The following is a 14,042-nucleotide window of genomic DNA, read 5'->3' on the forward strand; positions in this document are numbered from 1 at the left end:
ATGATGCTGGTGAAAAATACCTATAAGAATGTTTTTCGCTTGTTTGAATAAAACTTCCTGAACTTCCCATTTCATCAACTCCTTATATAATAAGAAATAAAAAACTAGTCTATATTATACAAAGCGATCATTCTTTCAAAAGAAGTTTGACAAGCTAACAACCATTAGCTAAACTTAAGCTAATAAACATTAGCCAAAAGGAGTGCAGACTATGAGCAGCCTTCCTACAAAAGAACGAATCATCGCAGAAGCCTCTCACCTTTTTGCAAAAAAGGGCTACGATGCGGTCAATGTCGAAGAAATCGCACAGGCAGTCGGAATTAAGGCACCGTCTTTGTATAAGCATTATAAGAACAAAAAGGAAATATTCGATGCCGTTGTACAAGCAATGAATACTCGTTACGAAACAAATATGGCGGCGTTGCAGATGAATGGACACGATGGTGAAACAGATGCGGATGTTTTCGAAACGATGTCTGAAGAAAAGCTTGTGGAGATTGGCAATAAGCTCTTTGCTTTTTTTTTACATGATGATTACGCCGCCAATTTCCGCAAACTATTGACGATCGAACAGTTTCAAAACAGCGAGCTGGCCGCAATGTTCACGAAGCAATACGCAGACGATCCGCTTTCTTATCAAGGAATGCTGTTTTCGATGCTGACGCAAGCAGGTGTCATGCAGCCAAATGATCCTAAGATTATGGCGTTGCAATTTTACGCGCCGATTCATTTGCTGCTGACGATTTGCGATCGGCAACCAGAAAGAGAGCCGGAAGCGTTGATAATGCTGGAGCAGCATATTCGCCAATTCAATGAATGTTATCGAACAGGAGCGAATGCCCATGGATAAAAAAAGAAACCTAATTCAATGGCTAGGATTATTTGGCATAGTTAGCTTCTTATCCTACATCGCAGCGTTGGTTTTCAGTCCGCTTGCTTATCCCGGATACAACTGGATGGCGCAGGCTGTCAGTGACTTAAGCGCAGATAATTCGCCTTCCAGAATTTTATGGAACCAGCTCTCTTCCCTATCTGGCGTCGGCAGTGTCGTGTGTGTCATGCTGGTGTGCGTCTATATTCAAGGGAGATTGAGCAAATCCATACGCGTCGGGATCTACCTGTTTGCGGTAATGATGTGGTTATCCGCAGTGGGATATACCATGTTTCCCTTAACTGACAGTGGTTTTGCTGGAACCTTCCAAGACGTCATGCATGTCGTCGTGACCGTCTTAGTCGTGGTCCTTTCGATCACGTCCCTACTGACTATTACGATTGGCAGCTTTCGTAGTAATCACTATCGTTCATTAGGAATCTGGGCCGCTGCTGCACTTTTACTTATGGTCACCGGAGCCATTGGTATCAACGTAGTGCCAATCCAATACTTCGGTATCCCTGAACGGTTCAGTGTGATTGCGGCGATGGGGTTTAATGCGTTTTTGGGTGTTTATTTGTTTCGAGGATTTGGTGGGGAGTGACTTAATAAAACAGTGTTCTCAAATAAAAATTCATCCTTACGTTGAAGCGGATATCTCGTACACATCGCAGAGTAAATTAAACTAAACTTGTGAAAAAAGGCAAGAAAATCGACGATCAGATTTTCTTGCCCTTTATTGTTCATGGGAAGATTTTTAAGTCAGTTGCCTTGTCTGCTTTTCTTCTATTTTCTTCTTTTTAATGTCCTTTTTCCGGCAACAAAACCGTACCTCTATCCCACTATAATAATAAAGAGGTGATGACAATGTCAGCAGAATACAACTTAGGTTCACTAGTAAACGCAGGTAAATCTATTTCTGAACAAAATATTAAACGGATTATTCAACATTCCAAAAAATATCAGTTGAAACCAAGTTTTTTAATCGCTCAAATGTTTATCGAAAGTCATTGGGGCGATCCCAACATATCCATTGTCGGGAGTATTGATAACAATTGGAGCGGAATATCTGAACCCTTTACTGTCCCTTCCGATTTAGAAATACGTATGCGCCGAGGAAGTGCACGACCGTCCAATGAAGGCGGCTACTATGTTCATTTTGATACTTTGGAGGACTATTTCAACGCATATACTTTCTTATTATCTGCTAGAAATGGACTTTACAAAGTCGAAGGAAAAAGTACGATTGAAGATTTTTGTAAAGGTTTGTTTAGAGTCGGCGGCGCAAAAGCAGATTATGCCGCGAGTGGGTATCAATATTACCTAAGTATGTTAGTGCCTACCTACAATGCCATTAAAAAACAAAATCCGAATAAATTAGAAGCCATTGACACTGCACAATAACGAATGAAAGGAATGAATTTGGTATGTTTATTTATTATCAACCGCAGGCATCAGGAACTGCTAACGATATCTACGGTGTCTGGGGCAACAAACGATTCCATTTGAATAATATGGATAAGGTTGGTCATTTTAAGAATATGGTCAAGGGAGCAACAGGCAGCGATTGTAAAGAATACCATTGGGAACGAGGCAGTGAGCAGATCAAAACGGTGGAAAGCTTCACTGAATTGCAGAAAACGGTGATTTAAGAGAAGAATTCAAAAAACCGGAAGCAAGCAAAACCGAAAGACTCGGTTGTCACTTGTTTCCGGTTTATTTTTCATTAGAATCTTTTTCTAATCAATCGAAAAGCAGAAAGCATACTGCCTGATTTAAGCTCTATTTCGTTTTTGCTTGAGTAGGGTATCGACTATTCATCGCTTCCACATACTTTCTCTGCTCGATCATAAAATTGACCGCAAAAACTGCGCACAATGCATACAGGAAGATATTTGCCTGCTCAGATAAATTTGGCAATAAAACATTTGGAAGAATCATAATTAGAAAGGAAGCAAAAGCCCAAATCCAACGATGAATTCGAATGCCTGCTTTCTTTAAATTATTTAATAAAAATTGACTCACAGTTAATACAATGAAGAAAAATGCGAATACAGCGATCCAGTACATCGTTTCCCACCCTTGTATATTAGAGTTAGGGTTTTAACCTTCCGGTTTTGATTGGATAACCCTATGAACCATCGTTATTTTAATTTGGTATTAACTCATTTCTTTTGAGATAATATATTTATTGGATTGAGAGGCTAAGCCGTTCCCCCCTTGGGTCATTGAACCCGCACTCGAGAGACTGGCTCCTCTCTCTGATAAGTGGATTGCGTATGAGTTAGATGTTGAAAGTCCTTACTTTACTCCGTATCTCGTACAAGGTAGTGACGCTTTTCAGTTGAGTGGATTTCAATCCAAAATTCTTTTTTTGAAAGGTCAGATATACATGTACTTTTTAGGCATTGATATCGGTAAACGCACTCACGTTGCTTCTATCATGAACGAGGAAGGAAAGGTATTACTAAAAGGTTTTTCATTTCCTAACACCACTGAAGGAGCAGAGTCATTAATTGAGCGAATGGTCGACTATTCCGGAGCACCCAGTGACTTTGTTATAGGGATGGAAGCCACGGGGCACTATTGGCTGTCCATCTTTTCATACCTTCACGAATCAGATTATTTGATTCACGTTGTGAATCCCCTTCAAACAGACGGATGGCGTAAAGGTACAGAAATACGGAAACGAAAAAACGATATTATTGATTCTGTTTTGATTGCTGACTTAATGCGCTATGGCTCATTTGTCGAAACGGTCTTATCCGATGAAAATGTTTTTTCTTTGAAACAACTTTCTCGTTACCGAACTTATTTAGTAGGTACAGCGAGCGACTTCAAAAGAAAAATTATAGCCGTATTGGATCAAGTCTTTCCAGAATACGCGACGATTTTTACCAAGCAGGGCGTTTTCGGAAAAGCTTCTAAAGAGTTATTGCTGGCGTTTAGTGCCCCGATCGACTTAGAAAACATTTCCTCAGAAACTTTGGCCCAATACTTAGCTGAGTTAAGCAGGAACCGAATCAAGGCAGAAAAAGCGGACCAATTGAAGCAAGCAGCTTCTAACTCCTTTGGAGTAAAATTTGCTCAAGAAGCGTTCACCTTCCAACTACGTTCAATGATTGAACAATTAAAATTCATTGAAAGCCAAATAAAGGAAACGGAAAGAGAAATCAAGCACATAATGGACACTTTAAATTCTGTTATTCTCACAATTCCTGGAATTGGTCCTATAAACGGTGCGACTATTCTTGGTGAGATCGGAGATATTCAAAAATTTTCTAACCCGAAAAAACTCGTTGCTTACGCTGGGATAGACGCTTCCGTGACACAATCAGGGCAATATGAGGCAACGCATAATGTTATGAGTAAACGAGGGTCTCCATATTTGCGAAAAGCCTTGTTTTCGGCGGCTTTAGTAGCTTCTCAATGTGATCCTGTTTTTAGTGCGTTTTACCAGAAAAAAGTTTCCGAAGGAAAACATCATCTAACTGCCTTAGGTGCGGTTTCTCGTAAGCTTTGTTACGTGATTCATGCTATTTTGACTAAAAACGAGCCTTATATAATTGTTTCTGATTAGCTATTGAACATTCAAAAAAACTAATGGTAAGAAGCTTATTTGTTGTACCCTTTTTTCGGAATTATCTGTTATAAAATATTTTTTGATTTGGCTAATTTTTACTTGACTCTATATAGTTAGTCTCTCTTTTAAAACTTATTCTGCAGCGCTTACTTCTACCTGCGCCATTTCATCTTGGACCATCTTCTTGTCATAGGCTTTTACGAAAGGATAGTAGATAATTCCAGCAACAAGCAGGTTCACAACAATCAAGACTACAACGCGCCAATCATTCCCGGCACTCAAGAACCCACCAATTGGAGCTGGAAGCGTCCATGCCTGATACGTCGTAAAGCCGTTGACGATCCCCAGCTTAATAGCTGAATAGGAAATTGTCGTCAATACTAACGGAACTAGATTAAACGGAATGAACATATATGGATTCAAAATCATTGGGGCTCCGAACATCATTGGTTCATTGATATTGAAAATCCCAGGAATCAAGGTGAAGCGTCCGACTTCTTTTAGAAATTTTGATTTACAAATGAACAGGAATAATGCGGCAACAACGATGGTCGCACCTGCTCCACCAATCGTCACTGTCCATTGATAAAATTGTTCTGGTGCGATATAAGGAAGCTTTGTAGCCGATGTTCCTGATGCTAACGCTTTAGCATTGTCGTCTAACATCACTAGCCAAATTGGGCGGATAACAGAGCCGACAATACTCATCCCGTGAATCCCAAACGACCACAATAAATGGATAAAGAACATTGGCAGTAAGGCACCAAATAAGTTGTTTCCAAGTAATCCAGTAATTGGTTTAAACATTGCCATTAAAGCCGAATTCACATCAAAGCCAATGATATCGCGGATGATCCACAATGTGATCAAAACGACTGCCCCCGGAATCAAGGCTTCAAACGACCGGGCAACTGCTGGTGGTACTTGTTCGGGCATTTTGATCGTGATTTTCTTTTTGGTGAAAAAGCGATAAATTTCAACAGAAAAGATCATTGCTAAGATTCCTGAGAACATCCCAGAAGCTCCCAATGATGCCATCGGTAAAACAAAGCCTAATGGTGCGTCAGCAGGCGTGGTCACATTCACAGGCATTTGCAGCATGAAAAATGCACCTAGCGACAATACCCCACCGGTTGTTGGATCGAGCTTGTAGGATTTGGCAAGATCAGACCCCATGATAAAGGTCGCATAGATCGCCATCAAGCCCATCGTCATCCGAAATGGCAAAGCAATCGTTGCGCTATATGGGGCTAATAAGTCAGCTAATGGTTTATAAGGAATATTTACAAAAATAAGAAAGAAACTACCGATTAAAATGAGCGACAACGTCGACACTACACCATTACGAATGGCTAATAGATGCCGTTGTGTCCCTAGTTTAGACATTGGCGGCACAAGTTTTTCTTCAATAATCTTCATGAATTTATCCATGGTACTTCTCCTTTTTTAACAATAGATTGTTTGTATCATTTATTTTTATAGAAATGGTTCTTGTAGTCCTTCACAAGTTTCGCTGATTGATTCAACTGAGAAATGCTTGATTCGTAATTCCGACTCACAAAATCATAAAAGATAATATCAATAGCCATAAACTGTAATAGTAAGGAATCCGTCGCAGCAATTCTTCCTGGTAATTCGATCGGCTGGCTCGTATGAATTTCCACATCACCTAGCTCAGAGATGGTATTGCTGCCCTTTTTAGTCATCGTAATGATTGGAACCTTTCGTTCTTTAGCGATTTGAGCTGCATATATTGCTTCTGGGGTTTCTCCTGAATTGTCTACTACCCACAGGGAATCCTCAATTCCAGCATTTGCTACTATCGGCAATAGATCATTCACATTATTAAAAGCGATAACAATAGTGCCAACACTTCCCCACTTTTGGGCAATGTCTTGAGCTACTAGATTAGAAACACCGATACCTAAAACAAGTAACCGTCTTGAACGAGCAACTATTTGGCTAAGCTGATGGATTTGATCATCGTCTATTTCTTCAACCGTTTCAGCTAAAGAATTTTGAGTATTCACTAGTAAGCGTTCTTTGATGGAGCTGATTTCTTCATTTTCACGTACTTCTGGCTGTATTTTCCGACTAAGTTCTCCCCCGCTTAAATCCGCGGATAATTCTATTTTAAGCTGCGGGAAACCATAGACTTTTAACCGCTTACACAAACGGATAACAGCGGCACTGCTGGAATCAGCTGCTCTGGCTAATTGTTGAGCAGTCATTTCCAACACATCCTGCGGTTGGTCCAAAATAAACTGCGCGATTTTTAATTCTGATTTTGAAAACGCCTCTTGTTGTTCCTGAATTTTGGCAAAAATCGGCATCCTTGTTCCTCCCATAATGTTCTATCTTTACTAACTGACCTCCTTCAATCTTTCTTTTTTCTCCCCTTTTTTAGAAATTCGATTTCATTTCTTCACAAAACTTGAAATAAAATTTCATTTCAGATACAATGTAAACGTATTTTTATTCCATGTCAAGTATTTTGGAGGAAAAAATCTATGCATTATAGAATAGGAATAGACAGCGGTGGAACAGTCATCACCGCTCAGGCTTACTCTGAAACAGGAGAATTACTGGCTGAAAGAAAGGCTGGACCAGGAAATAGTTTGGTCGATTTCAAGCAGACGAAACAAAATATTGAGAGCGTTTTAACAGAATTATTCGATAAATTGCCGATAGCTAATTGTGAGCTAATTTTAGCTGGTGTAGCCGGTAGTCAAAGTGCTGGAAACCAAAAAGAAATCGCAGAATTTATTGAACGGGCATTTCATCGTCCAGCAGTCGTCTTATCCGATGCTGAACTGGCAATGCTGAAAGGATTACAGGGAACAGACGGAATCTTGGTCATCGCTGGAACAGGTTCGATTGTCTTAGGCCAATTCAATCAAACAGCCTATCGAGCTGGCGGCTGGGGACATTTATTAGGGGATCAGGGCAGCGCCTATGATTTGGTGCGTCAGGCGTTTAAAGGAATGCTGGGAGAAGCGGATCGTGGAATCATCGGTGATTTAACAAAACTAATTTTGCCAATAATTGGCGTAGAAAATGTATTTGAAGCTGTTCAGCTGTTCAATCGTCTTCCTCGCAATGATTTGGCGGCTTTTGGAAAAGCATTTGCAGAACACGGCACTAAAAACCAAGCCTTCCAAAAGATTTTAAAGCGTTGCGGAAAATGTTTAGGCCTTCAGGTTTTGGCAATCCTTGATCAAATAGGTCCGAGCGCAAATCAAAGTAAAATTGCTATTACAGGTTCCGTTTTAACAAACAATCAAGTGCTCAAAGATAGCTTTGAACAAACAATCAAACATAACTATCCCGAAGTGGCGTTGATCCCTTTAGTTGGTACAAATGCTTCTGGGGTACTTTATTACAAAGGAGAATAAACCATGACATTTAGACAATTAGGACTTTCCATTTATCCAGACCATAGTGATTTTTCAAAAGACAAAGACTATTTAGAACTGGGGAAAAAATACGGATATTCTCGACTTTTCATGAGTATGCTTGAAGCGGACGACATCCTTGCCACCAAACAAAAATTCAGCAGGATCATTGCTGTGGCGAAGGATTTAGGCTATTTAACCATCATCGATATCTCTCCTCGCATCTTTGAAAAACTGGGGATCAGCTATCAGGATCTGCGCTTTTTTGCGGAATTAGGCGTGGATGGGATTCGTTTAGATCAAGGCTTTGATGGAAATACCGAAGCACTGATAAGCTATAATCCTTATGGACTCATCATCGAATTGAACATGAGCAATGATGTCGCTTACCTTGAGAATATTTTGAGTTATCAAGCCAATAAACCATATTTATTCGGCTGTCACAATTTTTACCCACAGGTGGGAACTGGCTTAACAGAAGAGTTTTTCCTAGAGTGCAGCGAACGATTTAAGAAGAATGGCATTCATACCGCCGCCTTCGTAGCCAGCCAATATGGAGAACAAGGTCCTTGGAATGTGAATGATGGCTTGCCTACTTTGGAAAGTGATCGTTATTTGCCAATCGAGGTACAGGCAAAAAAATTATTCGCCACTGGCCTCATTGATGATGTCATCATTGGAAATGCCTATGCTACTGAAGAGGAATTGAAGGCACTGGCAGAACTAGATCGTTATCAGCTTCAATTGAAGGTGGATTTTTTAGCGGAGACAACAGAATTGGAACGAAAAATCGCTTGTGAGCAGCAGCATTTTCGCCGTGGCGATACGAATGCCCTTGTCGCTCGCTCTACACAGTCACGTGTTATTTATAAAAACGAAGCGAATCCTCCTCATGACAACGACATGACATTTGAATTTGGCGATATTTTAATCGGAAACGACCGCTTTGGAATTTACAAAAATGAATTGCAGATCGTATTAACACCGCATAAGGATGACCGTAAAAATAAAATTGGAAGAATTTCAAAAGATGAAATTGCCCTCATCAATTATTTGAACCCGTGGACGAAATTTAAACTGGTGTGAGTCCTTTTCAAAATCACCAAAATTAAACTATCCACTAAGTTCAGCACTAAAAAAGAAGAAGTATCGCTGCTGGATACTTCTTCTTTGCCTATTCTAATTTGCACTCGTCTATCGTATCTGAGTCGCGCACTTATTGCAATAAACACTGAGTTCTTTTTGAAAGCGTTCATCAACCTGAGTTGTTTTGTGCTTATCCATTAATTGGAACGTTTTTTCCCCTACCACCATCTCCGCAATATTGGTATTTCCGCAATAAGAGCATTTTAACTTTTCGTTTTTGAAGCGTTCCGCATAAGAGCGCGCTCTTTTTCGTTCCTCCATGAATACGCGACATCGGTTGATTAGCTCAATCTCTTGATAGTTCAGCTCTCTTACTTCTAGCTTGTCCGCATCCGTCACATTTGCGTATTTAGCATATTTTTCTAAATTTTTCTGTGCTCGCAGTAAAGAATCGAACATCATTATACTAGCAATCTGAAGCACTGGTACGGGTATCTTATCTTCTGGAAATTGACTAGGATATAATTCAGTCAAATGGACATAATTCTTTCGGTTCTGAAGATAAGTTCCTGAAATGTAGCCTCCCACTTCCGCCTCATAATGAATGCCATACATTCTTTTATAATCCAATTTCACCAACCTCTTCTTGATAACGCTCCTTTTCTTTCGTGGCTCAAAAAAATTCTCACAAAAAATTAACGGGATCATTTATATGAACGCTGTAACCGAAAAATATTTCTCATTAAATGATAGCATTTCGTTTCTTTCTTTTGGTTCTCAATATTTTTTCTTTTATTTAGCATTTTGAATAAATCAAAGCTGTGACTGAACAATTTACCCACCTCTTTCAATGTGGTAACACCTATTGATTGAATAAAAATGAACATATTGTCATTTTTATATTGACACCTAATGTTCGCACTGTTATTATCTAAAATGAACAGTATGTCATTTATTTTTTATAGGTAGACATAAGGAGGAAGCAGCATGCCAAAAGTGAGTGAAGATTATTTTAAGAAAAAGAGAGACGAAATTCTGGATGCGGCCTATCAGGTAGTGATGGAAAAGCCTATTTACTCCGTTTCATTGCGGGACATTATCCAAAAAAGCGGGTTAAGTCAAGGAGGCATTTATCGCTATTATTCAGGATTAGATGATATTTTGATCGCCCTGATCAATCGTGAATGTCCGGCCTGTGATATGGAGCAAGAGGTGAACGCTATTTTGTCTTTAGAGCTTGTCCCTGAACAAACATTGGAGCAGCTATTTCGGCTTTGGCAAAATGAGGTGCTGAAAAACTATGTCGGCGCAGGAAAAATTTATTTTGAGGTCACAAATATGTACGCTAACGATTTGGAACGTCTGGAGCATTTCAGATCTGAAAATCGTCTAGGAGCACAGGAGGCGATTTTTCAAGCGAAATGTTTCGGCTGGTTAGCAGAAAAAATTCAAGCAGGTTATTTTCAACCAAAAACGTCCATTGAAGATCTTCTGTTATTTATGGGAACTGCTTTTGATGGAATGATACGGGATTTGATCTTAGCTCGTCACTACAAAATCGGTGAAGCCTATGAAAATGCGATGCAGCTTGATCCTGATAAATTGGTGACAACTTTATACTTATCTACCGTTCTCCTACTGAGCGGCGATGTATCAAAACGAAAAAATGGAGGGTTATCTAATGAAAAGTAATCAAAGTGGTTTGAAGGTCTATTTATTGTTGGTATTTTTAGTTCCTTATTTATTGTGGGGGATTATTCTGCTGGCGCAGGAGCTTGGCTGGTTTAATTATGGCGAGTCCTTTTCTGTTATCCTTGTTGTTCTTGCCGCAAATTGTCCGGCAATCGCTGCCTTTTTTGCATTCCGCCGGGAGCAAACCGATTATTCACTGAAGAAATTTGCTAAATCATCTTTTGACATCAAACAAAAGCCCGTCTATTATGGTCTGCTTGTGTTATTCGTAGTGCTATTTTTTGCGGTACCTGCTTTGCTGGGAGGCATCGCGACTGAGGTTAGCCCGTTTTCTGGTGGGACTGCCGCTGCTGAACGCTTCCCCATCTGGATGACGCTACTGATTTCTCCCTTATTCTTTTTCGTTGGCGGATCAGAAGAGCTTGGCTGGCGCAACTATTTACAGCCGACGCTTGAGAAGAAATTCTCTTTCATCCCTGCAACACTTATTACCTCGCTGATTTGGGTCGCATGGCATTTGCCACTCTTTTTGATCGTTGGTACGTCGCAAAATTCTAGCAACTTGCTATCTTTCTCCTTCTACGCCATCGGTGCCTCATTTGCAATGGCGGCTATTCGCCAGGTGACGAAAAGCACGTGGTTGTGTGTCATGTTTCACTGTATGACCAATGCGATGCAGGGTTCGTTGCCGCTGATCGATGATTTGTTCATCAAACTCGTAGGAGCCATCGTATTAGTAGCTGCTGCACTTATAGTCATTACATTCCATCACACTTGGTCTCAACGTCAATTAGCTCTGGAAAAATAATGCTATTCCCAAATACATCAACTAAAAAAGGCACTGTGGCAGGATTCTTGTCACAGTGCCTTTTTCCGACGCTTTATAAAAATTTGAAAAGCAATTTTCGAAAATTCCTTCTTATTTCTTGAAGCTAACCACTTCTGTCACAACTTCGCTTTTAGCTATAAATTTCTACTACTTTAACAGACTACTGCAGAATGTAGCCTTTTCCCCAATAGGTCTTGATTCTTTTGTCTGTGTAGTTGCACTCATCTAGTTTTCGATTGATCTTTTTGGCTAAGTTAGATAGCTGTGATTTTCTTGAGCTTGATTCATCTTCTCCCCAAATTAACCAGCACATGTCCTCTCTGGCAATTGTTTTTCCTTCCTGCAGATTCTCAAAAAATAATTGCTCTTGCTTGCTTAATTTTCGATTGAATTCTTCTATCGAGGTTGCCATTAAGTGTTCATCATTTTTAGTATTTAGGATATCCAAAAGCTCTCTAATTTCTACAAAAGATCGATCAACATACAAGACGTCCAACTTTTCCTTTGATGCGGGAATTTGCTGTCCCTCTTCAACATTTATGCGAATAATTTGCCCATCAAATAAAGAAGAGGATTCCTTCACTATGGTTAAGAATTCCTTTTCCGATAATGTTTCGCTCAAAAATAGACAATCAAAGACACTTCCGCAATTAGCCAATAAGGAGTTATTCCGTTCATTTCTTGTCACGAATACCTCGTGATTTAAAACCTGTAATTCTCGTTGTAATTCTAACTCATGAAAAATATTTTTGGTCAGTACTAATATTCTCATTTCTATCCCTCCATTAATCATCTATCGATTTCGTTCATTTTTTCTAATTTTTTTGTGTGGATTTATTTCAATTCTATTATGTTTCATTTCCCTACCTTAGAAACGTCATTATCGATTAAAAATAATAAATTTTGAGTCTTGATTTACTAAAAATAAATGAAATCATTCTAAATTAGAAAGTTTATCAACGATTAATTTGCTGATAGCGAGTCAAAAGCTACATTTCTTCTTCTATTTTCATTGCTGTTTAAGTGTTGAAAACTGTTATAAATATTGATATATCAAGTTTTTCTGTCGATATGCCATTTGTCGTAGTCATTTTTATTCCCATGACATGTTCTGTCTTGCTTGTTCCATTTTTGCTGAAAAAAAATCTTGGCAAGTACCGCGTTAGTGATACTTGCCAAGAAAATTCGCTGTTAATAAATACTGATTTTCGTTCCGATTTGAATATCAGGCAGGTTCTTTTCTTCTACATATAATGTTCCTGGAAGCTCTGCTTCTGCGGCACCATCAAAACGCACGGTGATATGCCCTAAATCGTCTAAATTCTTCTTAACCACATCTCCAACGGCTGTGATCTTATACGTCTGATCGTTAAAGCCAAAGGTCATGCCTGGCAAAATATCACCGGTTGAAGCCTTTAGCTCAATGTTGTAGCAATAATCAGCCAGCGTCTCAGGAGCTTCATCCCCGAAAAAAATCAGCATTTTTTCAGCCTGAAACATCTCTGCCTCTGGTCCAATGTTCGTTACGTGCGTCTCAAAAATCATCTTTTCATCTCTCCCAACAACTACTTTTACCTCTAGTTTAACTGTACATACCGAAACTTGCCAGCCACGCTACTAATACGCGAGGCACCCCATTTAAGAAACGGGAATACAAAACGGATGGTACTCCGACTTCAACAGTTTCTGCTTCTGCTTCCTCTAGACCTAAACCAACCGGAATAAAGTCTGCGGCATTTTGCGTGTTGATCGCAAACAATGCTGGTAACGCCAGCTGCGGCGGAATATTGCCTTTGCCGATTTCTACACCAATCAGAGTTCCTAGAATCTGACTGATTACTGCTCCTGGTCCTAGTAATGGTGACAGAAATGGCAGCGAGCAGATAAAACCGATAATGATCAAGCCAATCACGTTACCTGCCAATGGCTTCATCATATTGGCGAAAACTGTGCCAATTCCTGAACCTTGAATAATCCCGATTAACAATGATACGAAGGCCATGAAAGGAATGACCGTATTGATCATGGTTTGAACTCCTTCAAGAGCAGACTGGTTGAAGGTGGCAACTACTTTTCCGGCTCCCATGCCAATCTTAGCGATAAAGCTTTGCTGCTCTGCTCGCTGTTCCGTGATCTTTTTATCTGTAGAGTACTTGAATTTCTTTTCTTCCTTTGGCGCTTCAGTCGGCGCAACGACTGCTTCACTTTCATCAGCTAACGTGATCTGATCTATTCCAACTGCGGACACATAGATTTCTTCTGTAATATATTGTGCCAATGGACCGCTTTTACCCGTCGGTACAATGTTGACAGTTGGAATATTTTTCTTTGGATAAATCCCGCAACGTAAGGTTCCACCGCAATCAATAATCGCTAAGGCAATTTCATCATCTGGGATCGAAGTTTTAAAGCCGTTAACTGGCTCCATACCACTCAGTTCAACAATTTTGTCAACAATTGCCGGTTTTTCACCGCCGCCGGTTACGTAAATAAATTTATGCTTTTCTTCTGTCGGTGTAATGACTAATGGTCCGCCAAATCCGCCGTTGCCTTTAACAATCTTGATACTCTTGTAAGTCATTCCTT

The 14,042-nt window shown here is 39.8% G+C and carries 16 protein-coding genes; 9 read left to right on the top strand and 7 right to left on the bottom strand.

Going from position 1 to position 14,042, the window contains the following annotated elements; genetic code table 11:
* Positions 1-211 precede the first annotated feature (211 nt).
* The 4 genes from AUF14_RS16380 (at position 212) to AUF14_RS22590 (ending at position 2,523) form a co-directional block, all read left to right on the top strand.
* On the top strand, positions 212-850 hold the full coding sequence (locus AUF14_RS16380; protein WP_070503294.1) for a TetR/AcrR family transcriptional regulator: 639 nt from the start codon (positions 212-214) through the stop codon (positions 848-850).
* A complete protein-coding gene (locus AUF14_RS16385) occupies positions 843-1,475 on the top strand; it encodes a DUF998 domain-containing protein (RefSeq protein WP_070503292.1) in 633 nt (210 codons plus the stop codon). The genes AUF14_RS16380 and AUF14_RS16385 overlap by 8 nt, the downstream gene beginning before the upstream one ends.
* 263 nt (positions 1,476-1,738) lie before the next feature.
* Entirely contained in the window at positions 1,739-2,275 is a 537-nt protein-coding gene (locus AUF14_RS16390) for a glucosaminidase domain-containing protein (protein WP_227656370.1), read from the top strand.
* Between the two features lie 23 nt (positions 2,276-2,298).
* Positions 2,299-2,523 (top strand): hypothetical protein, encoded by a 225-nt coding sequence (locus AUF14_RS22590; protein ID WP_171030578.1) that lies wholly within the window; start codon positions 2,299-2,301, stop codon positions 2,521-2,523.
* 130 nt (positions 2,524-2,653) lie between these two features.
* Here AUF14_RS22590 and AUF14_RS16395 read toward each other — a convergent pair whose 3' ends face one another.
* Entirely contained in the window at positions 2,654-2,941 is a 288-nt protein-coding gene (locus tag AUF14_RS16395) for a diacylglycerol kinase (protein ID WP_070503290.1), read from the bottom strand.
* Positions 2,942-3,263: 322 nt separating this feature from the next.
* On the opposite strand from AUF14_RS16395, the gene AUF14_RS16400 reads away from it, so the two are divergent.
* Positions 3,264-4,451 carry an IS110 family RNA-guided transposase gene (locus AUF14_RS16400; protein ID WP_002297293.1) on the top strand — a complete coding sequence of 396 codons (1,188 nt, stop codon included), beginning with the start codon at positions 3,264-3,266 and terminating at the stop codon, positions 4,449-4,451.
* 135 nt (positions 4,452-4,586) lie between these two features.
* On the opposite strand, the gene AUF14_RS16405 is transcribed toward AUF14_RS16400, so the two are convergent.
* Complete coding sequence (locus AUF14_RS16405) at positions 4,587-5,885, bottom strand: PTS sugar transporter subunit IIC (RefSeq protein WP_102866174.1); 1,299 nt, start codon at positions 5,883-5,885, stop codon at positions 4,587-4,589.
* Positions 5,886-5,920: 35 nt separating this feature from the next.
* Positions 5,921-6,787: a MurR/RpiR family transcriptional regulator gene (locus AUF14_RS16410; protein WP_070503286.1), complete on the bottom strand. Its 867-nt coding sequence runs from the start codon at positions 6,785-6,787 to the stop codon at positions 5,921-5,923.
* A gap of 177 nt (positions 6,788-6,964) precedes the next feature.
* Here AUF14_RS16410 and AUF14_RS16415 point away from each other — a divergent pair, with 177 nt between their 5' ends.
* Both AUF14_RS16415 and AUF14_RS16420 read left to right on the top strand, forming a co-directional pair.
* Entirely contained in the window at positions 6,965-7,849 is an 885-nt protein-coding gene (locus AUF14_RS16415) for a BadF/BadG/BcrA/BcrD ATPase family protein (protein ID WP_070503284.1), read from the top strand.
* A gap of 3 nt (positions 7,850-7,852) precedes the next feature.
* Positions 7,853-8,935 carry a DUF871 domain-containing protein gene (locus tag AUF14_RS16420; RefSeq protein ID WP_016179072.1) on the top strand — a complete coding sequence of 361 codons (1,083 nt, stop codon included), beginning with the start codon at positions 7,853-7,855 and terminating at the stop codon, positions 8,933-8,935.
* 108 nt (positions 8,936-9,043) lie between these two features.
* On the opposite strand, the gene AUF14_RS16425 is transcribed toward AUF14_RS16420, so the two are convergent.
* Positions 9,044-9,571, bottom strand: coding sequence for a hypothetical protein (locus AUF14_RS16425; RefSeq protein ID WP_102866175.1), 528 nt, complete (start codon positions 9,569-9,571; stop codon positions 9,044-9,046).
* Between the two features lie 351 nt (positions 9,572-9,922).
* On the opposite strand from AUF14_RS16425, the gene AUF14_RS16430 reads away from it, so the two are divergent.
* Together AUF14_RS16430 and AUF14_RS16435 are read left to right on the top strand one after the other, a co-directional pair.
* Positions 9,923-10,627, top strand: coding sequence for a TetR/AcrR family transcriptional regulator (locus tag AUF14_RS16430; protein WP_102866176.1), 705 nt, complete (start codon positions 9,923-9,925; stop codon positions 10,625-10,627).
* Positions 10,617-11,435 carry a CPBP family intramembrane glutamic endopeptidase gene (locus tag AUF14_RS16435; protein WP_102866177.1) on the top strand — a complete coding sequence of 273 codons (819 nt, stop codon included), beginning with the start codon at positions 10,617-10,619 and terminating at the stop codon, positions 11,433-11,435. Before AUF14_RS16430 ends, AUF14_RS16435 begins: the two co-directional genes overlap by 11 nt.
* Positions 11,436-11,616: 181 nt before the next feature.
* Here the strand turns inward: AUF14_RS16435 and AUF14_RS16440 are convergent, their stop codons facing one another.
* From AUF14_RS16440 to srlE, 3 genes are all read right to left on the bottom strand, one after another.
* The gene (locus AUF14_RS16440) at positions 11,617-12,228 is read right to left on the bottom strand and encodes a helix-turn-helix domain-containing protein (RefSeq protein WP_016179068.1); all 612 of its coding nucleotides are present in this window, start codon (positions 12,226-12,228) and stop codon (positions 11,617-11,619) included.
* A 419-nt stretch (positions 12,229-12,647) separates the two neighbouring features.
* On the bottom strand, positions 12,648-13,001 hold the full coding sequence (locus AUF14_RS16445; RefSeq protein ID WP_016179067.1) for a PTS glucitol/sorbitol transporter subunit IIA: 354 nt from the start codon (positions 12,999-13,001) through the stop codon (positions 12,648-12,650).
* 37 nt (positions 13,002-13,038) lie between these two features.
* A complete protein-coding gene (gene srlE, locus AUF14_RS16450; RefSeq protein ID WP_102866178.1) occupies positions 13,039-14,037 on the bottom strand; it encodes a PTS glucitol/sorbitol transporter subunit IIB in 999 nt (332 codons plus the stop codon).
* Between the last annotated feature and the right edge of the window lie 5 nt (positions 14,038-14,042).

This window comes from Enterococcus avium, assembly GCF_002891025.1.
Taxonomy (GTDB): Bacteria; Bacillota; Bacilli; order Lactobacillales; family Enterococcaceae; genus Enterococcus_A; species Enterococcus_A avium.